Origin of the sequence: Citrobacter amalonaticus (assembly GCF_001559075.2) — a bacterium.
Taxonomy (GTDB): domain Bacteria; phylum Pseudomonadota; class Gammaproteobacteria; order Enterobacterales; family Enterobacteriaceae; genus Citrobacter_A; species Citrobacter_A amalonaticus_F.
In genome coordinates this window covers 2,571,755-2,592,282 of record NZ_CP014015.2, presented here as the reverse complement: position 1 = coordinate 2,592,282, position 20,528 = coordinate 2,571,755, and the positions used below count along the sequence as shown (strand labels likewise).

At 54.8% G+C, this 20,528-nt stretch carries 15 protein-coding genes and 1 pseudogene; 7 read left to right on the top strand and 9 right to left on the bottom strand.

The genetic code is table 11. From position 1 onward, the window contains the following. Window positions 1–78: 78 nt before the first annotated feature. The 3 genes and pseudogenes from yqhD (at window position 79) to AL479_RS12575 (ending at window position 3,816) form a co-directional block, all read left to right on the top strand. Entirely contained in the window at window positions 79–1,242 is a 1,164-nt protein-coding gene (yqhD, locus tag AL479_RS12585) for an alcohol dehydrogenase (protein ID WP_061076290.1), read from the top strand. 104 nt (window positions 1,243–1,346) lie between these two features. Beyond that, a complete protein-coding gene (gene dkgA / locus AL479_RS12580; RefSeq protein WP_061076289.1) occupies window positions 1,347–2,174 on the top strand; it encodes a 2,5-didehydrogluconate reductase DkgA in 828 nt (275 codons plus the stop codon). Window positions 2,175–2,329: 155 nt separating this feature from the next. Next, a pseudogene (locus tag AL479_RS12575) lies at window positions 2,330–3,816 on the top strand (DASS family sodium-coupled anion symporter). Window positions 3,817–3,889: 73 nt separating this feature from the next. Here AL479_RS12575 and AL479_RS12570 read toward each other — a convergent pair. The 5 genes from AL479_RS12570 to AL479_RS12550 form a co-directional block, all read right to left on the bottom strand. Next, window positions 3,890–6,061, bottom strand: coding sequence for a YgiQ family radical SAM protein (locus AL479_RS12570; RefSeq protein ID WP_061076287.1), 2,172 nt, complete (start codon window positions 6,059–6,061; stop codon window positions 3,890–3,892). A gap of 109 nt (window positions 6,062–6,170) precedes the next feature. Further along, window positions 6,171–7,583: a cell division protein FtsP gene (gene ftsP / locus AL479_RS12565; protein ID WP_061076286.1), complete on the bottom strand. Its 1,413-nt coding sequence runs from the start codon at window positions 7,581–7,583 to the stop codon at window positions 6,171–6,173. 123 nt (window positions 7,584–7,706) lie between these two features. Next, on the bottom strand, window positions 7,707–8,444 hold the full coding sequence (plsC, locus tag AL479_RS12560) for a 1-acylglycerol-3-phosphate O-acyltransferase (RefSeq protein ID WP_042998159.1): 738 nt from the start codon (window positions 8,442–8,444) through the stop codon (window positions 7,707–7,709). Between the two features lie 276 nt (window positions 8,445–8,720). Continuing rightward, on the bottom strand, window positions 8,721–10,979 hold the full coding sequence (gene parC / locus AL479_RS12555) for a DNA topoisomerase IV subunit A (protein ID WP_061076285.1): 2,259 nt from the start codon (window positions 10,977–10,979) through the stop codon (window positions 8,721–8,723). Window positions 10,980–11,109: 130 nt separating this feature from the next. Continuing rightward, the gene (locus AL479_RS12550; protein ID WP_061077973.1) at window positions 11,110–11,502 is read right to left on the bottom strand and encodes a YgiW/YdeI family stress tolerance OB fold protein; all 393 of its coding nucleotides are present in this window, start codon (window positions 11,500–11,502) and stop codon (window positions 11,110–11,112) included. Window positions 11,503–11,654: 152 nt separating this feature from the next. On the opposite strand from AL479_RS12550, the gene qseB reads away from it, so the two are divergent. The 4 genes from qseB to AL479_RS12530 all read left to right on the top strand — a co-directional run bounded on the left by qseB (window position 11,655) and on the right by AL479_RS12530 (window position 14,695). After that, window positions 11,655–12,320, top strand: coding sequence for a quorum sensing response regulator transcription factor QseB (gene qseB, locus AL479_RS12545; RefSeq protein WP_061076284.1), 666 nt, complete (start codon window positions 11,655–11,657; stop codon window positions 12,318–12,320). Then, entirely contained in the window at window positions 12,311–13,660 is a 1,350-nt protein-coding gene (gene qseC / locus AL479_RS12540; RefSeq protein ID WP_061076283.1) for a quorum sensing histidine kinase QseC, read from the top strand. Before qseB ends, qseC begins: the two co-directional genes overlap by 10 nt. Window positions 13,661–13,768: 108 nt before the next feature. After that, complete coding sequence (locus AL479_RS12535) at window positions 13,769–14,350, top strand: NAD(P)H-dependent oxidoreductase (RefSeq protein WP_061076282.1); 582 nt, start codon at window positions 13,769–13,771, stop codon at window positions 14,348–14,350. Window positions 14,351–14,380: 30 nt separating this feature from the next. After that, window positions 14,381–14,695 carry a putative quinol monooxygenase gene (locus AL479_RS12530; protein WP_042998164.1) on the top strand — a complete coding sequence of 105 codons (315 nt, stop codon included), beginning with the start codon at window positions 14,381–14,383 and terminating at the stop codon, window positions 14,693–14,695. A 54-nt stretch (window positions 14,696–14,749) separates the two neighbouring features. Here the strand turns inward: AL479_RS12530 and AL479_RS12525 are convergent, their stop codons facing one another. The 4 genes from AL479_RS12525 to AL479_RS12510 form a co-directional block, all read right to left on the bottom strand. After that, window positions 14,750–15,934: a PLP-dependent aminotransferase family protein gene (locus AL479_RS12525; protein WP_061076281.1), complete on the bottom strand. Its 1,185-nt coding sequence runs from the start codon at window positions 15,932–15,934 to the stop codon at window positions 14,750–14,752. Window positions 15,935–16,110: 176 nt separating this feature from the next. After that, window positions 16,111–17,301 (bottom strand): glycoside hydrolase family 88 protein, encoded by a 1,191-nt coding sequence (locus AL479_RS12520; RefSeq protein WP_061076280.1) that lies wholly within the window; start codon window positions 17,299–17,301, stop codon window positions 16,111–16,113. A gap of 23 nt (window positions 17,302–17,324) precedes the next feature. Then, complete coding sequence (locus AL479_RS12515; protein WP_061076279.1) at window positions 17,325–18,593, bottom strand: oligosaccharide MFS transporter; 1,269 nt, start codon at window positions 18,591–18,593, stop codon at window positions 17,325–17,327. Window positions 18,594–18,603: 10 nt separating this feature from the next. Beyond that, complete coding sequence (locus AL479_RS12510; protein WP_105291751.1) at window positions 18,604–20,424, bottom strand: DUF2264 domain-containing protein; 1,821 nt, start codon at window positions 20,422–20,424, stop codon at window positions 18,604–18,606. Window positions 20,425–20,528 lie beyond the last annotated feature (104 nt).

Sequence of the window (20,528 nt, the reverse complement as noted above, 5' to 3'; positions counted from 1 at the left end):
AGCCGCGCACGACCACAATGTTCTCCATCCGGCAGACCCACCTGCCCTCTTTTTTTTACCCACATAAGGGAACGAGCAATGAATAACTTTAATCTGCATACCCCGACCCGCATTCTGTTTGGTAAAGGCGCAATCGCTGAACTGCGCGCACAAATCCCACAGGACGCACGCGTGCTGATCACCTATGGCGGCGGCAGCGTGAAAAAAACTGGCGTACTGGCGCAGGTACAGGATGCGTTGAAAGGGATGGACGTGCGTGAATTTGGCGGCATCGAACCTAACCCGTCGTATGAAACGCTGATGAAGGCAGTCAACATCGCCCGTGAAGAGAACATTACCTTCCTGCTGGCCGTCGGCGGGGGTTCTGTTCTTGATGGTACCAAATTCATCGCCGCTGCCGCCCACTATGCGGATGGCGTTGACCCGTGGCACATCCTGCAAACCAGCGGTAGCGATATCAAAAGCGCCATCCCGATGGGCTCTGTGCTGACGCTACCGGCAACCGGTTCTGAATCCAACAAAGGCGCGGTTATCTCGCGCAAAACCACCGGCGACAAGCAGGCCTTCCATTCTGCCCATGTGCAGCCGGTCTTTGCGGTACTGGATCCGGTTTACACCTACACCCTGCCGCCGCGCCAGGTGGCAAACGGCGTGGTTGATGCGTTTGTGCATACCGTTGAACAGTACGTCACGTATCCGGTTGATGCCAAAATTCAGGATCGCTTCGCGGAGGGCATTCTGCTGACGCTGGTGGAAGATGGCCCGAAAGCGCTGAAAGACCCGGAAAACTACGATGTACGTGCGAACGTCATGTGGGCAGCCACCCAGGCGCTGAACGGCCTGATTGGCGCAGGCGTGCCGCAGGACTGGGCAACCCATATGCTGGGCCATGAACTGACGGCGATGCACGGTCTGGATCACGCTCAGACGCTGGCGGTTGTTCTGCCCGCGCTGTGGAATGAAAAACGCGATACCAAACGCGAAAAACTGCTGCAATATGCTGAGCGCGTATGGAACATCACCGACGGTTCTGAAGATGAGCGTATCGATGCCGCCATTGCAGCCACCCGCAATTTCTTCGAGCAACTGGGCGTCCCGACTCGCCTGTCAGGCTATGGCCTTGACGGCAGTTCAATCCCGGCCCTGCTGGCGAAACTGGAAGAGCACGGCATGACGCAACTGGGTGAGCATAAAGACATTACCCTGGACGTCAGCCGCCGCATTTACGAGGCAGCCCGCTAAGCTTTTTTCACCTCTGACTTTCGTTTTTGGGCATTTCGTCCAGACTTAAGTCACCTTACATCACCGGAGTCCCCCTCCGGTGATGAGCACATGAAGGAGGAAAAATGGCAAACCAAACCGTAATTAAGCTTCAGGATGGCAACGTAATGCCCCAACTGGGGTTAGGCGTATGGAAAGCCGGTAACGACGAGGTCGTCTCCGCCATTCATAAAGCACTGGAAGTCGGCTATCGGTCCATAGATACCGCCGCCGCATACAAAAATGAAGACGGCGTCGGCAAAGCGTTAGCCAGCGCAGGTCTCCCCCGCGATGAGTTGTTCATTACCACCAAGCTGTGGAATGACGATCAGAAACGCCCCCGCGACGCGTTGATGGAGAGTCTGGAAAAACTCCAGTTGGATTATCTCGACCTGTATCTGATGCATTGGCCGGTTCCGGCAATCGATCACTATGTTTCCGCCTGGCAAGGCATGATCGAGCTGCAAAAAGAGGGGCTGATTAAGAGCATCGGTGTGTGTAATTTCCAGGTTAACCACCTCCAGCGTCTGATTGACGAAACGGGCGTTACGCCGGTGATTAACCAGATCGAACTGCATCCGCTGATGCAACAGCGCCAGCTACATGCGTGGAATGCGACGCATAAAATCCAGACGGAATCCTGGAGCCCGCTGGCACAGGGCGGCGAAGGCGTTTTCGATCAAAAAATCATTCGTGACCTGGCAGATAAGTACGGTAAGACCCCGGCACAGATTGTCATTCGCTGGCATCTGGATAACGGTCTGGTGGTGATCCCGAAATCCGTCACGCCATCGCGTATCGCTGAGAACTTCGACGTCTGGGATTTCCGTCTCGACAAAGACGAACTCGGTGAGATTGCGAAGCTCGATCAGGGCAAACGCCTGGGCCCCGACCCGGATCAGTTCGGTGGCTAATTCCCTTCTTTCAGGCCCGGCTCTATGCCGGGCTTTTTCGTTGACATATTGAGAAACAATTAACGCCAGGTTTTCGGTGTATTTTCCGCGCATCTCAGTGCAGCATACCTTCCAAATAACCCTTTAATTATCAATGGTTATTATAAATATAAACAATCCATATTAAATATTTATAGGTGTCAAAACCGTGGCGGAAAACAATCCTCAGAGCGTCAAATGGCTCCCATTAATTCTAATTCTTCTCATTGCCGTCATACTCTGGCAACTGACCCCACCCACTGGGTTAAGTACACCAGCCTGGCATTCGGCTATTATCTTCGTTGCTACCATTGCTTCGATTGTCGCGAAAGTCTTGCCTATCGGCGCGGTAGGCATTATCGGGATTACGGTTTTTGCCCTCGCTTATGCCGCAGGGGATAAAACGGCCAGTGGGGCTATCTCAACAGCTCTGAGTGAATTAAACAGCTCGCTGATCTGGCTTATCGTCGTCGCCTTTATGATCGCCCGTGGTTTTATTAAAACCGGGCTGGGGCGACGGATTGCCTTACAGATGATTCGTCTGCTAGGAAAAAGAACGCTGGGGCTGGCATATGGTCTGGCCTTTGCCGACCTGATTCTCTCGCCAGCCATGCCCAGCAATACCGCACGCTGTGGCGGCGTTATTTATCCTATTGCCGATTCGCTGGCGCGCAGCTTCGATTCACGCCCGGAAGATGAGTCACGCAGTAAAATCGGGACGTTCCTGATCACTTGTATCGGTAACGTCAATGATGTGACTGCCGCCCTGTTTATGACTGGCTATACCGGGAACCTGCTGGCGGTAAAACTGGCTGCGAACGCTGGCGTGACGCTGACCTGGGGAAGTTGGTTTATGGCGGCGCTACTGCCCTGTCTGGTGTCACTGCTGATCGTACCGCTGCTGGTTTATTGGTTGACTCGCCCGGAAATTAAACATACGCCCGATGCCCCAGCGCTGGCGCGTAACGAACTGGCGCAAATGGGACATATGTCACGTGGCGAATGGCTGATGCTGGGTACCGTCGGTGTATTGCTGGTCTTGTGGATTTTTGGCGATGTGCTGGGCGTCGATGCGACAACAGCGTCGTTCGTGGGCCTTTCCATCCTGCTGCTTAGCGGCGTACTGAGCTGGGAAGATGTTAAAAGCGAAAAAGGCGCGTGGGACACGCTCATCTGGTTTGCCGCACTGTTGATGATGGCGAATCAGTTGAAAAAACTGGGCTTCACCACCTGGTTTGGCAATCTGATTGGCGACAGTATTGGCAGCGCCATGCACGGCACCAGTTGGGTTATCGTGTTGTTGCTACTGAACGCAGCGTATTTCTATACCCATTACTTCTTTGCCAGCGGTAACGCGCAGATCGCCGCACTATATGCCGTTTTTCTCGGTGTGGGGCTGCACCTGAATATTCCTGCGGCACCGATGGCGCTGATGCTGGCCTTCACCAGCAGTCTGTATTGCTCTTTGACGCAGTACACCCACGCACGCGGCCCCATTTTATTTGGCGCGGGATACGTCCCCACGGGCGTCTGGTGGCGAACAGGTTTTGTCATCAGCCTGTTTAATCAGGCGGTCTTTTTGACCGTCGGCCTCGCGTGGTGGAAGGTGTTAGGTCTGTATTAACAAATAAAAAAGGGCTGCCAGTGCAGCCCTCATGTTTACCATCACATCCGCCCGGTATTCCGGGAACGTTGATTTATCGCCCGGCGACTTTGGTACGCTTTTTGTTGCCGGCAGGCGTCTGACGTTGATGCGCTACCGGCGTGTGCTTGGTCAGCGCCGGTCGGGTATGACGATTCTGACGACGTGCTTCACGCATCTCTTCCAGCGTCGGCGCCGGTACCAGGCACTCGCGGCGTCCGCCTATCAGATGCTTTTTACCCATCTCTTCCAGCGCCTGACGGATCATCGGCCAGTTCGCCGGATCGTGGTAACGCAGCAGCGCTTTATGTAGACGACGCTGCTTATCCCCCTTCGGCACCACCACATCTTCACTCTTATAGCCAATCTTACCCAGCGGGTTTTTGCCGGTGTAATACATGGTGGTCGAGTTGGCCAGCGGCGACGGATAGAAGTTCTGCACCTGATCAAGACGGAAGCGATGTTTCTTCAACCACAGCGCCAGATTCACCATATCCTCGTCACGCGTTCCCGGATGCGCGGAGATGAAGTACGGGATCAGATACTGCTCTTTCCCGGCCTGTTTCGAGTAGAGATCGAACAGTTCTTTGAAGCGGTCATAGCTGCCCATACCCGGCTTCATCATCTTCGACAGCGGCCCTTCTTCGGTATGTTCCGGCGCAATCTTCAGGTAACCGCCGACGTGGTGGCTCGCCAGCTCTTTGATATAGCGCGGATCTTCCACTGCGATGTCGTAACGCACGCCGGAGGCGATCAGGATCTTCTTGATGCCTTTTAGATCGCGCGCACGGCGATAGAGGTTGATCGTCGGCTCATGGTTGGTATCCATATGCGGACAGATATCCGGATAAACACACGACAGGCGACGACAGGTCTGTTCTGCGCGCGGCGATTTGCAGCGCAGCATATACATGTTGGCCGTCGGACCGCCGAGATCGGAAATCACGCCGGTAAAGCCCGGTACGGTATCGCGGATCGCTTCGATCTCATTGATGATTGAATCTTCTGAACGGCTCTGAATAATGCGCCCTTCGTGTTCGGTGATCGAACAGAACGAGCAGCCACCGAAGCAGCCGCGCATGATGTTGATCGAGAAGCGGATCATCTCATAGGCGGGGATACGGCTGTTGCCGTACGCCGGATGCGGCACACGCTTATACGGCAGGGCAAAAACGCTGTCCATCTCTTCCGTTGACAGCGGGATCGCCGGCGGGTTGATCCAGATGTAGCGATCGCCATGTTTTTGCATCAGCGCGCGTGCGCAGCCTGGGTTAGTTTCATGGTGCAGGATCCGCGAAGCGTGCGCATACAGCACTTTATCGCCCTTCACTTTTTCAAAGGACGGCAGCAGAACGTAGGTTTTTTCCCACGGTTTCGGACGCGCGGGCTGCACGGTAATGGCTTTTGCTTCCTGCTTTTTCGGCGCGACCGGTTTGTTGTCGGCACACGGCAAATCTTCGCCATACGGATGCGGGATCGGGTCGATTTTCCCCGGTGTATCCAGACGCGTAGAATCAACGCCGCTCCAGCCAGGCAGCGCTTCTTTCACCATAATCGCCGTGTTACGCACATCGCGGATCTGGTCGATGGTTTCTCCCATCGCCAGACGGTGTGCCACTTCCACCAGCGGACGCTCACCGTTGCCAAACATCAGCATGTCGGCTTTGGAATCCACCAGCACGGAACGGCGCACGGTATCAGACCAGTAATCGTAATGTGCGGTACGACGCAGGCTTGCTTCAATACCGCCGAGGATCACCGGCACATCTTTCCACGCCTCTTTACAGCGCTGGGTATAGACCAGCGTGGCGCGGTCCGGACGCTTGCCCGCCACGTTATCCGGGGTATAGGCATCATCATGGCGCAGGCGGCGATCGGCGGTGTAGCGGTTGATCATCGAGTCCATGTTGCCGGCAGTGACGCCGAAGAACAGGTTCGGTTTGCCCAGACGCATAAAGTCGTCTTTGCTGTTCCAGTCCGGCTGCGCAATGATGCCGACACGGAAGCCCTGTGCCTCCAGCATACGGCCACAAATCGCCATACCGAAACTCGGGTGATCGACATAAGCGTCGCCGGTTACCAGAATAATGTCGCAGCTATCCCAGCCAAGTTGATCCATTTCGTCGCGTGACATCGGCAAAAAAGGAGCAGGGCCAAAACAGGCCGCCCAGTACTGAGGCCAGGAGAAGAGATCTCTGTCTGGCTGGATCAGGGATATTGCGCTCATAATGCTTCCAAAAATGGTAAAAAAATAATCAAAGGCCGGCGATTATATGCCGGAACGAAAGAGAAATCGAAGGATAATCTCTCTCGCCTGTCAGCGAGAGAGAGGAGGATTATGCCGCCGGATTCACCAGAATCTGCCCAATAGAACCACGGTCCGCCATTTCCAGCGTCTGGCTGTGGAAGTAGAACGGGAAATGCGCCCAGGACGGCTGTCCGTAGTAAACCAGCAGCTCTACCTGCCCATCCACCCAGACGGTATCTTTCCAGCCACGATCTTCCGGGAACGGCATCGCACCGTTGACGTTACGCACAAGGAACGACACCCCTTCGATATGGAACGACTGCGGCATATCGGCCCGCACCGTCCAGCGCTCCCAGGAGCCCTGCTGCGCGGTGATATCAATGCGGTTGACGTCCCATAACTGGCCGTTGATACCCGGATCGTCGCCCAGACTGATATCACGACTGCGAATTGGCGTCCCGCTCATGATCTCGGTCGGCAGCAGACGCATCGGCAAGCTGTCGGTCACCAGCGGCAAAAGACCGGTTGGGCGCAACGTTAACACCAGCGTGGACACCAGAATGCTCGACGGTTCGAAGAACCCCCGGATTCGGTCGACAATGCTCGCCGCCTCGCCGCAGGTAATCGACACTTCATCGCCATTGGTCATATCAACCAGAATTTCGCGGCGCTCACCGGGCGCCAGCGACAACTGTTTTACCGACACCGGCGCAGGCAAAAAGCCCTGGTCGCCGGAGATAACATGCAGCGCGCGACCGTCACTCATCTGCAACTGATAACGACGGGAGTTAGAGGCGTTCAGCAGGCGCAGGCGCACCCAACCGCGGGACACTTCCACGTAAGGACTTTGCACCCCGTTGACCAACAGCGTATCGCCGACAAAGCCTCCGCTGCCGGGCTCGCTGTACTCCGGCGTGCCGAAGTTATCCAGCCGCTTGTCCTGAATAATAATCGGGAAGTCATCGACGCCGTAATGGTTGGGGATCGGCAGCGATTTACTGACTTCATCTTCAACCAACCACATCCCGGCCAGGCCGTTATAAACCTGCTGCGCGGTACGGTTCGGCGTATTAGCGTGATACCACAGCGTGGCGGCGTTCTGGCGGATGGGCAACACCGGCGCCCAGTCCGCGTTTGGCGACATCATGCGCGCCGGACCGCCCATCAGCGGACCCGGAACCTGTAAACCGGCGATAGTCATCGAGACGTTTTCCGCCAGACGGTTACTGTAGATCAGCTTAACATCATCCCCTTTCCAGACGCGGATCGTCGGCCCGAGGTAACGCCCGTTAACCCCCCAGACCGGCGCACGCGTGCCCTGGGTAAAGGACCAGTGCGAACGCTGCAGCGTCATAAACAACGGCTGGCCCCGGCGGGACTCCAGTAGCGGCGGAACGGGCAGCGGCTGTTGCTGACCGGCAGCATTGGCCCTCAGCGGAACAGCACCGGCACACAGTGCGATCCCCGATGCCTGAATGAACTGACGCCGACTGAATGACATATAAGCTCCATGTAAAACTGGCTAAATTACGGGCAGGAATTCGTTTCCTGCAAAAAACTCGTCATACTCCAGGCTGCGTAACGTTATGCTCGCAGCGTGAATGAGTAAGCGTTTATCGCTGAATCACACTTTCCCGGCGGCTTCGCGCTCGGCGACTTCTTTATCGAGTTCAGCAATCTTTTGTTCCATCAACGAGCGGCAGTGCGCGGCCAGTTCACGAACCTGATCTTTACCATACTGACTGATATCCACCGGCGGCAGCATTTCCACGATCACCAGACCATTTTTCAGGCGATTCAGGTTAATTTTATTCGAGGTATTGGAAACGCACACCGGAATAATCGGGACACCAGCCGCAATCGCGGCATGAAACGCTCCGGTTTTAAACGGCAGCAGGCCACGACCCCGGCTGCGGGTGCCTTCCGGGAACATCCAGATGGAGATACGACGCTTTTTAAAATGATTCACCACTTCGGCAATCGTGCCGTGCGCTTTTGCGCGGTTATTACGGTCGATCAGCAGGTTTCCTGTCAGCCAGTAAAGCTGACCAAAAAACGGGATCCACAGCAGGCTTTTCTTCCCGACGGTCACGGTGGGCGGCTGCACGATATTCGCAGCGGTCACCATATCGTAGTTATTCTGATGGTTAGCGATATAGATAGCGTTGCCATAGCTTTCCGCATCTGCGGGTTTACGGCACTCTACCTTCAGGCCGAACAGCGGCGCCAGGCGACCAAACATGTGCCCGAAGGTCGCGACGTGTTTTGGGTTACGCGGGCTGAGCAGGCAGTAAAGAGAACCGAAAACACAAACCAGAATGGAATAGATAACGGTAATAATAAGTCGAAAAATAAATAGCATAACAACCTCTGAAGGCCTAAGAGCCCGGGATTCTACGTCACCTGCTATCAGGTTAGGGTATTGTTAATGTGGCTCTCTGGAAACTGTATTGTTAATCGCGACTCACGAATAAACAACGGTTTTACGGGAAATTTTACTGTCATCCGGCCTGGCGGTATCGTTAAAACCGCAGGCCGGATAGGGTATTAACGCCGCCATCCGGCACGATAGTGTTGCCTGATGGCGCCGCGTTGCCTCTTATCAGGCTACTCATGCCTTCAGGCGTTTAACCACGTTTTACTCTTCGCTGTCGCCACTGCTGGCACGACGCGGCGAATCAATGTCGATGCGATCGATGCGTTGCAAACCACGCATCAACGTCCCGCGACGGCCGCGCTCGCCGGTCACTTTCTGCAATTCCTCAGGACGCAGCTTAATTTTGCGTTTCCCGACATGAATAGTCAGCGTACTTTGCGGCGGCAGAACGTAAAGCAGCGCCAGCGCATCGTCACCACGCGCGGCTTCGGCGGACGGAATGTTGATGATCTTATTCCCTTTGCCTTTCGACAACTGCGGCAGATCGCTGACCGGGAACATCAGCATACGTCCGGCCGTTGTTATCGCCAGCAGCATGTCCGTTTCATCTTCAATCACCACCGGCGGCATCACGCGGGCGTTTTCCGGCAGCGTAATGAGCGTCTTACCGGCACGGTTGCGCGCCACCAGATCGTTGAACGTACAGACGAAACCGTAACCCGCATCGGATGCCATCAGCAGTTTCTGCTCATCGCCTTCCATCAGCATATGCTCAACGGTCGCGCCTGGCGGCAGCGTCAGTTTGCCGGTCAACGGTTCGCCCTGACCGCGCGCCGACGGCAGCGTGATCGGATCAATGGCGTAACTGCGTCCGGTGGTATCGATAAACACCACCGGCTGGTTACTCTTCCCTTTCACGGCGGATTTAAAGCTGTCACCCGCTTTGTAGTTCAGTCCCTGTGCGTCGATGTCATGACCTTTGGCGCTACGCACCCAGCCCATCTGCGACAACACGATCGTCACCGGCTCAGACGGCAGCATGTCGTGTTCGCTCATCGCTTTCGCTTCTTCGCGCTCGCGCAGCGGCGAACGACGATCGTCGCCATAGGCGTCGGCGTCGGCCTGCAGCTCTTTCTTCAGCAGGGTATTCATTTTGCGTTCAGACGCGAGGATCGCCTGCAACTGATCGCGCTCTTTCGCCAGTTCATCCTGTTCACCGCGAATCTTCATCTCTTCCAGTTTGGCGAGATGACGCAATTTCAGTTCGAGGATCGCTTCGGCCTGCGTTTCAGTAATACCAAAACGCGACATCAGGGCGGGTTTAGGCTCATCTTCCGTACGGATGATCTCAATGACTTCGTCAATATTGAGAAACGCCACCAGCAAACCTTCCAGGATGTGCAGGCGTTTGAGGACTTTCTCCAGGCGATAGTTCAGGCGGCGGCGCACGGTATCCCGACGGAACGCCAGCCATTCGGTGAGGATCTCCAGCAGGTTTTTCACCGCCGGACGCCCGTCAAGACCGATCATATTGAGGTTAATGCGATAGCTCTTTTCCAGATCGGTGGTCGCAAACAGGTGGTTCATCACCTGTTCCATGTCCACGCGATTGGAACGAGGCACCACCACCAGACGGGTCGGGTTTTCGTGGTCTGACTCATCGCGTAAATCGTCTACCATCGGCAGCTTTTTATTGCGCATCTGGGCCGCGATTTGCTCCAGCACGCGCGCGCCGGAAACCTGGTGCGGCAGCGCGGTAATCACCACCGCGCCGTCTTCTTTCTTCCACACCGCGCGCATGCGCACGGAGCCGCGCCCGTTTTCATAAATTTTACGGATTTCGGCGCGCGGGGTAATGATTTCCGCTTCGGTCGGGTAGTCCGGGCCGTGGACAATATCCAGCAGCTCGTCCAGCGTCGTTTTCGGTTGCTCAATCAGGGTGATCGCGGCTTTTGCCACTTCACGCAGGTTGTGCGGCGGAATATCGGTCGCCATGCCGACCGCGATGCCGGTCGTGCCGTTAAGCAGGATGTTCGGCAGACGCGCAGGCAGCATTTTCGGCTCCTGCATCGTTCCGTCGAAGTTTGGCACCCAGTCAGCGGTTCCCTGACCGAGCTCGCTCAGCAGCAGTTCGGCGTATTTTGACAGGCGGGATTCGGTATAACGCATCGCCGCGAAGGATTTCGGATCGTCCGGTGCCCCCCAGTTCCCCTGGCCATCAACCAGCGGATAACGGTAAGAGAACGGCTGCGCCATCAGCACCATGGCCTCATAGCAGGCGCTGTCGCCGTGCGGGTGATATTTACCCAGCACGTCGCCGACGGTACGGGCGGATTTTTTAAATTTGGCGCTGGCATTCAGCCCCAGCTCTGACATCGCATAGACGATGCGGCGCTGAACGGGTTTCAGACCATCACCAATAAACGGCAACGCCCTGTCCATGATGACGTACATGGAGTAATTCAGATAGGCGTTTTCCGTGAATTCATGCAGCGCAAGGCGCTCTGCCATATCGCTCATTAATCGTGATTCCTCAACTGTAAGCCCGCCAGATACCCGGTATCTTTTCAGGCAATATTGCCGCAGATACTACCTTATCTGACGCGTTGAGTCACAAAGAAAAGGGCCGCGAACGCGGCCCTGACGGGGATTATTTGCTGACTTTACTGATTTGCTTCACGTCAATTTCAACGGAATTCCAGTCTTTGTCCACTTCACCCTGAATTTCAACGGTATCTTGCGGGGTAACCGTCACGCCGTTCCAGCGTTTGTGGTCGATATCGACATTGATAGTGCCAGTCGCATCTTTAAACAGATAGAGGTCATCGGAAATACGTTCAACGATGTTGCCGCGTAGCGTCACCCAGGTGTCATCACGCAGGGATTTCGCACTTTCTACCGTCGTGCTACTGCCGTTTGGTCCCTGGAAGCCGCCGCTCTGCGTTTGCGTCGCGGACGGGCCAGAAAAACCACCCTGCTGCGCCGCCAGAACCGGTGCGGAGCAGAGCGCCATAATGGCAACCATTGCAGCCAGTTTTTTCATGATCATGTCTCCCTTTGATGTCATTTCACATCCATTAAATACGGTAATCCTTAACGAGTTCTTAAGGCAAAAAAAAGTCTCATTTTTGCTGTACATCGCGTGCGACATCGCGGTTTACTTGCCTTTATTACGGCGAGCGCAGGGATGAAACGATGCGAATTTTACTGATTGAAGATGATGCGTTGATTGGCGACGGCATTAAAACCGGGTTGAGTAAAATGGGCTTTAGCGTCGACTGGTTTACCGAAGGTCGTCAGGGAAAAGAAGCGCTCTACAGCGCGCCTTATGATGCGGTGATCCTCGACCTCACGCTGCCGGGAATGGACGGGCGCGATATTTTGCGCGACTGGCGCGAACAGGGAAAGCGCGAGCCGGTACTGATCCTCACCGCGCGCGATGCGCTGGCCGAGCGCGTCGAAGGACTTCGTCTCGGGGCGGATGATTATCTGTGCAAGCCCTTTGCGCTGATAGAAGTCGCCGCCAGACTGGAGGCGTTGATGCGTCGCGCCAGCGGCCAGGCCAGCAGTGAATTGCGCCACGGGCGGGTGACGTTAAGTCCCGGCGATCGGGTCGCGACGCTGGCGGGCGAGCCGTTGATACTCAAGCCAAAAGAGTTCGCACTTCTGGAGTTGCTGATGCGCAATGCCGGGCGCGTGCTGCCGCGCAAGCTCATTGAAGAGAAGCTGTATAACTGGGACGAAGAGGTCACCAGCAATGCCGTTGAAGTGCACGTACACCATCTGCGGCGCAAACTGGGCAGCGATTTCATTCGCACCGTTCACGGCATCGGCTATACGCTTGGCGAGGCATCATCGTGACCCGGCGACTCAGCCTGCGCGTCAGGCTTACCCTCATCTTTCTGATTCTGGCAGCCATTACCTGGGCGGCATCGAGTTTTGTCGCGTGGAAGCAGACCACCGATAACGTTGATGAACTGTTTGACACCCAGTTGATGCTCTTCGCCAAACGACTGATTACGCTCGATATCAATGAACTGCATGCCACTGAACGGATGGCGCATACGCCGAAGAAATTCAAGCACGGTCATGTTGATGATGATGTGCTGACCTTTGCCGTCTACACCACGGACGGCAAGATGGTGCTGCACGACGGCGATAATGGTCAAAACATCCCCTACAGCTACCGCCGGGAAGGCTTTGATGACGGCAAGTTAAATGGCGATGACGATAAATGGCGTTTTATCTGGCTGACTTCCGCCGATGGTAAGTACCGCATCGTGGTCGGCCAGGAATGGGAATACCGTGAAGATATGGCGCTGGCGATTGTCACGGCGCAACTGGTCCCCTGGCTTATCGCCCTGCCGCTGATGCTGCTGCTGTTGATTATGCTGCTGCATCGGGAACTCATGCCGCTGAAAAAGCTGGCACAGGCGTTGCGCCTGCGCGATCCGGAATCCAGCGAGCCACTCAGTTCACACGGCGTCCCGAGTGAAGTGCGCCCGCTGGTCGAATCGCTCAATCAGCTTTTTACCCGTACCCATAAGATGATGGTGCGCGAACGCCGCTTTACCTCAGACGCCGCCCACGAACTGCGTAGTCCGTTAACCGCGCTGAAAGTTCAGACAGAGGTGGCGCAGCTTTCTGATGATGATCCGCAGGCTCGCGAGAAAGCGCTGATGCAACTCCACACGGGCATCGATCGCGCCACCCGTCTGGTTGACCAGTTGCTGACGCTTTCCCGTCTCGACTCGCTGGATAACCTGCAGGACGTCGACACGCTCTCTCTTGAGGACGTGCTTCAGTCCGCAGTAATGGACATCTGGCAACCCGCGCAGCAGGCGCAGATTGATGTACGTTTGCAGATCAACGCCCACAATGTGACGCGCACCGGGCAACCGCTACTGCTCAGTTTGCTGGTACGCAATTTGCTGGATAACGCCATCCGCTACAGCCCAAAAGGCAGCGTGGTTGATGTCACGCTTGACGCCAGGCAGTTTACGGTCAGAGACAACGGCCCCGGCGTCACGGCAGAAGACCTGTCCCACATTGGCGAACGCTTTTATCGCCCGCCCGGGCAGCACGTTACCGGCAGCGGGTTGGGCCTGTCGATTGTCCGCCGCATTGCCGCCCTGCACACAATGACAGTGTCGTTTGGCAATGCGCCAGACGGTGGTTTTATCGCGACAGTGAAGTGGTAATCGTCGATTATTGCGCCAGATGCAAAAGACTTTGCACATTTTGCTAATTTCACCCTGGTGCCTGTTGACGTAAAATTAGCCTCAAACGCATTTCTGAGAGGATTAACAATGAGCAACATCCTGATTATCAACGGCGCGAAAAAATTCGCACACTCCAACGGCCAATTGAACGACACCCTGACGGAAGTCGCTGACGGCACTCTGCGCGACCTCGGGCATAGCGTCAAAATCGTCCGCGCTGACAGCGATTACGACGTAAAAGAAGAAGTGCAGAACTTCGTCTGGGCTGACGTGGTTGTCTGGCAAATGCCAGGCTGGTGGATGGGTGCGCCGTGGACCGTGAAAAAATACATTGATGACGTGTTCACCGAAGGACACGGCACACTGTATGCCAGCGATGGTCGTACTCGCTCAGATGCCTCGAAAAAATACGGTTCCGGCGGCCTGATTCAGGGGAAAAAATACATGCTTTCTCTGACCTGGAACGCACCGATGGAAGCCTTCACCGATAAAGATCAGTTCTTCCATGGCGTGGGCGTTGATGGCGTTTATCTGCCATTCCATAAGGCGAATCAATTCCTTGGAATGGAAGCGCTGCCGACCTTTATTACCAATGACGTCATTAAAATGCCGGATGTACCACGTTCTGTTGCAGAATATCGCGAGCATCTGCAGGCGATTTTTGGTTAACTAGTAACCTGGAATTAGAAGGAGTTAACCATGCTTACAGTTATTGCTGAAATCCGCACTCGTCCGGGACAACACCACCGTCAGGCCGTCCTCGATCAGTTTGCGAAAATTGTTCCAACCGTATTGAAAGAAGAAGGCTGCCACGGCTACGCGCCGATGGTAGATCATGCGGCAAACGTGAGTTTCCAGACCATGGCGCCTGATTCAATCGTGATGATTGAGCAGTGGGAAAGCATCGCGCACCTTGAAGCGCACCTGCAGACCCCGCATATGAAAGCCTACAGCGAAGCCGTTAAAGGCGATGTGCTGGAGATGAATATTCGTATTCTGGAATCCGGTATCTAAACATATCGTGTTGCGCCGGGTCAGCCATCAGTGTCAGACCCGGCAAAAGCGAGCTCAGGGCAACGCTTTTTTCAATCTTCGTACCGCTTCTTCAAGCTCATCCGCAGTCGGCGTCGCAAAAGACATCCGTAGCGTCCGTTTGTCCGGATTATCACAGAAGAAGAACTCTCCCGGCACGAATACCACTTTTTCCTGCAGTGTGCGGGAAAGCCAGGCCGTGGTATCGAAGTCGTAACGGAACGTCCCCCACAGGAACATCCCACCCTGCGGCATATGGAATGAAATATGCTCGCCCAGTTCGCTGCGAATCGCATCCGCCAGCAAATAGCACTTCTCACGGTACGCCTGGCGAATGAGCTGGATTTGATCTTCAAGGCGACCTAACGTCAAATAGCTGGCCGCCATTGCCTGCGAATGCGCGCTGGTATGCAGATCGGTTGCCTGTTTAACGATGGTCGCTTTTTGTCTGATCCATTCCGGCAGTACCACCCAACCCACGCGCAGGCCTGGGGCCAGAATCTTGGAAAAGGTCGAAGTATAAATCACCTGCTCAGGACATCCGCTCTCCCGGGCATGCTGGGACAGCGTTTTATAGGTCTCGTCGGTGAAATTGATTTCACCGTAGGGATCGTCTTCGATGATGGCAAAGTCATGCTGCTTCGCCAGTTGCACCAACTTCTGACGACGAGAATCACTGAGGACCACACCACCGGGGTTACCGAACGTTGGCACGATATAGACAAACTTGATCGTGTTGTTCTGCAGCAATACTTCCAGATCGTCCACAATCATGCCGTCTTTATCGGTGCCAACAGACAGAATATCCGCCTGAGACAGTTGCAGCACCTGCAAAGCGGCAAGATAGGTCGGGCGTTCGACCACCACTTTGTCGCCCGGATTGATCAGCGTTCTCGCCAGAATATCCAGTGACTGCTGTGACCCATTGGTCACCAGGATGGCGTCAGACGCGGCCTGAATGCCTCGCTTCTGGCACAACTGAGCGATCGCTTCCCGCAGAGGCGGAAAACCTTCACTCAGACCGTACTGGAATGCATCCAGAAACTGGTTTTCCATCATGTTGCGCGTGGCCATTTCCAGCCCTGTTTTATCAAACAGTTCCGGGCTGGGAATGCCGCCGCCCAGCGATATCACGCCAGGCATTTTGCTATGTTTGAGTAATTCCCTGATAGCGGAGGGTTTAAGGGCGTCGACGCTCTTAGACAGATGTGTGTTGTTCATCCTGTTTCCTTATTATGTATTCCTGGCGTCCATCCCCGGTCATTGCCATAGCGTAAATCCGCGTTCTCGCCTCGATTGAGCCTAATAGACCTCTCTGGCAAGATCAATCAGATATCATAATGGCAAAAGGGTAAGCTCCCGTGGCTTACCCTTTTGATCAACAGTAAAACTGTCGCTTACCAGTACAGCTTCCAGCACTGGGTAAAACGCATCAGCGCCTCCACGTAGAAGTAATCTCCCCAACTGGCACACTCATCCACCCCTTTGTTGCCTGAAAGGTGATACACCGAGTGTTTCAACAGGCCATTACTCTTTTCCTCTTTCGCCACCAGATAGTGTCTGGTCAGCGACGACATGATCGCCATCGCCCATTGCTGGTAACGTTCGCGATCCGGGTCGGTGACCGGCAGATGTTTAATCAATTCCAGCAGGCCACAAACCGCAATGGCCGCCGAGGAGGAGTCCCGCAACGCATCGGTGCCAACCAGCGCCAGATCCCAATGGCAGACGGCATCTTCCGGCAGACGATTCAGGAAGTAGTTGGCCAGCTTTTTCGACAGCGCCACCATCTCCGGGTCGCCGGTGTAGATATAGCTCAACAGGAAACCATAAATACCCCACGCCTGACCGCGCGACCAGCACGAATCATCCGCATAGCCTTGCTGCGTATTCCCGTAGCGTGGCGCGCCGCTGTGCACATCCATGTAATAGGTATGGAAGGTGGACGCGTCTTCACGAATTAAATACTTTGCCGCCTGCGCAACGTGCGCTTTCGCCGCGTCCGCAAAGCGCAGATCGCCGGTCTGCTCGCTCGCCCAGTACAACAGGGGCAAATTCATGTTGCAGTCGATGATCATCCGTCCGGCCTGTTCCGGGTCAGTCAAATCGCCCCATGCCTGAATGATCTGCGCTTTCTCATGAAAGCGCTCCAGCAGCGCGTCTGCCGCCAGCAGTGAAAACCCGCGCGCCTCGCGATTTCCCGTCAGTCGCCAGGCTGCCACGCAGGAAAGGGTGTACAGGAAGCCCAGGTCATGGGTATTGGTGTCGTGACGTCCGGCAATCCGTAAGCCAAAAGAGCGGACGTGCTTTTCTGCCATGTCGCGGAATGCCGCTTCGCCGCTCATTTCCCACGCCAGCCACAGTTGCCCGGTCCAGAAACTGGTCGTCCACTCGACATTCTCCGTTAACGGGTAATACCCCTTTACACAGGTTTCGGCGGGAAAGTGTTCACCGAATTCCGTTAAATGACGACGAATCAGTTCGAGGACATGCTCACGGGCGCTGCGCATTTCGTCCTGAAATGCTCCTGCATCGATCGGGCGACCAGGAAAAGCGCGTAAGCGTTCCTCAACGATATGATTTAACATATTTCGGTTCCTTATGACGTAAATTATCTTGCTGCGTTATTTTCAGCGATATCAGGGACAGTATTATTTTTCCGTTTACTCTGGCATGCCGATAAGGTAAATGCCGAAATAAACGTAAAGACCAGCGCAATAATCCCCATGATGATGTAGGTTTTCTCAAAACCAATACGGTCATACATTAATCCGGCTGGTGAAGAGACCACCACATTGCCGACATACAGCATTGCCTGATATCCCAGTAAATACATGGTTGCATTGACGCGTTTATCAAAATGTTCCGCGATATATTTAAAGACCGAGACCAACAGTAAACAAATCTCCAGGCCATATAACGGCTTGAGCACAGAAATTAACAGGTGAGAATCACAGAGACCGGAAATCACCAGTCGCGCGCCTACCAACGCACCGACAATCAGCAGTCCACGTTTGGCGCCGATCGCATTAACAAATAAGGGGATCACCATGTACATAACAAATTCCATGCCGGACTGCACGGTGCCCAGATAACCAAAGACCGCATTGCCTTCATGAATGTCAGAGAAAAAGGTCACAAAATAGCGAGAGAACTGTTGCTCGGCGATAAACATCATCCACGCGACGCCCGCCACATACAGGCAGAACGCCCAGAACTTACGGTTTCTCAGCAGCGCGTAAACATCCGCGGGGACGATTTTCTCTTTGGTCAGCACCTCAGCGGCATTGGCGGCATTGACGTTTACCTTCAGGCTCAGCAGAACCACCAGCATCACCACCGACGCCACGCTGCCCATGATGAAGTTATAGGCCGGAGAAAGGTTAAACAGCAGCCCCGAGAACGATGACGCAACCGCCCACCCGAGCGAACCCCACATCCGAATCTGACCAAACTCCATGCCGTTCAGGCGGCTGTAGCGATCGGAATAGGATTCACAGGCCGCTACGCCGGCGTACCAGGCAAAACTCAGGTAAATCGCACCAACGATAATTCCCAATAGGGTATGAGAAAGTAATAATGGCTGGTAAACATAAATAAAGAAGGGGGCCATTAATGCCGACATCCCCACGACAAAATAGAGCAGATATTTACTCATGCCGATTTTATCGAGAATATAACCGTAAATGGGTTTCAGGATAACCGAGAAAATACCATTCACAGCAAAGACCGTTCCTATTACCGTACCGCTAAGCTGTGCTTTCTGTCCCAGCCAGATCGCTAATAAACCAATGCTGGCCGACCAGGTAAAGAAATAGAGAAAGATAAAACTACTGATTTTATAGTATTCCGTTCGGTGACTCGGTGAACGTATATTCATACCACCCTCGCTATAAAAAGAACGACAACTGGCGTGCAGATTCAGGTTCGCGGATAACGACCTGGTGAGTCTTGATTTGTAACTGGGGAATGGCGGTGTAGTCCTTGTGTTGCCCGCAAGCGCGGACCGCGCAACAAAGCCAGCTTTCCCCAGGCGCAATCTCTGTTGAAAGCACGGGGATCGCGGCACATTCGGCAAACATAATGCTGCTGTTTGGCGGAGTGATAATGCTGTCCGGACTGCGTGACATCACCGGAGACAGATCCACAATCGTGCTACTGCCGTTGCTGGCGGCAATCACGCACCCGCGCCCGTGCAACTGATGCTCTGCCTTCATCACCGCAAAGCCCCCTTCCACCGTTTGCAGTACCCGCGCGCTGTTGATGCGGTGTAAACGGATATGCCATTCACCGAACGGCACCAGCCAGGTCTCAATGGTGACGTCATGCCACGGCAGCCAGCGGGAGAAAATCGCATTCTCATCCACGCGAACCTGTTCGCAGTCGCGCCGTCCGCGAAAATAGTTATCGCCGTCCGCTAACAGCAGCATGGAATCACACGCCGCATGCTTGAGGCCATAACGCCCGCGTTCAATGGTGAAACCAAAGCGGCTGGAATAGGCAAACTTCGTGTATTTTGCCTCGGTGTTAACGTAGTTATTCAGCTCCAACTGACCGGAGGTCAGCATCGTGACATGAGCAGAATGCTCGCTGTGCTGAAGAATTTGTCCGGCATGCGGGATTGCACGCGTCTGTGCCAGGGAGGGCAGCGGTTGCTCTTCAGCCAGCCAGAACGGGTGAGTTTCCGGCAGCGCGAGGATCAGAAAGACCTTCAGCGCCCAGTAAGGAGAACCCGGGGAATTGTAGTCCTCGCACATCGCCAGATTCGGGTAAGCGAAGCCTAACGTCAGGATCCCATCACGATCGAAAATGGGTTGCTGTTGCCACCAGCGCAAATGTCGCAGGATCACCCCTTTAATGATGCCCGGCGAGAACACATCCAGCTCAGCAAACGCCGCCGCACTCCAGAACGCGACCATCGCAAATCGATAGGTCAGGCTGCGACCGAACGGCACCGAGGCCCCATCGGCAGCCGACATGTAGATAAAATCTTCCGCAAATTGTCGGGCGCGTTCGCGCAACGTTGCGGCGCGAGCGGTATCTTCCGGATTGAGTGTGGCATACAGCAGGCCATAAAAATGAAAGGCCATTGAGATGTAGTAATCCTGAGGTCGCCCGGGGCCGTCGGAATACCAGCCGTCCCCCAGATAATAGGCTTCCATCAGCGCAAACCGACGATCGATAGCCGACTGGTCGTATGGCAGTCCGGCGCGTTTAAAACCGAGCTGAACGATGATGGCGAAGTAGTTCCAGTTGCTGTCCGGCATCTGCGCGTCGGTTATCTGATTCAGCCAGCGATGCAGATTTTCTTGTTCCGACGGGCTGAACGCCGCCGTTAACCGCGTCGGCAGAAGCGCCAGACCCAGACCATACGCCGCCATCTCCACCAGACGCTGATCGTATGGCCCGGTATCGCCCCAGTAATGCGGACTCTGCGGATCGGTACCCAACTTGATCGCCTGAATGTACTTGTCAGCAAACGGGACCTCAGCGCCTCCCGCCATTAGCGGAAACAGCCCCCACAGCGCTCTCGAAAGCCCTTCCATACAGGCAATGTCCACACTGTAATGCGCACAGGTATCGCCCAGCGAAAACTGGGCCTGCCCTGCGGGAAACTGCTTATCCAGCGCCTCCAGTATCGAATTAACAGCCCGCGTTACGTCTTCGCGGGATGACAATGGATTTGATTTTTCTTCAGTTGCCGACCACATACTCTGCCCCTCTGAATAAAGTGGCTAAAGCATAGTGAATCGCTCATCAGCAGAAATGTTACCTCAATCACACCCGACACATTCTTTTAAAACAGGGATTGAGA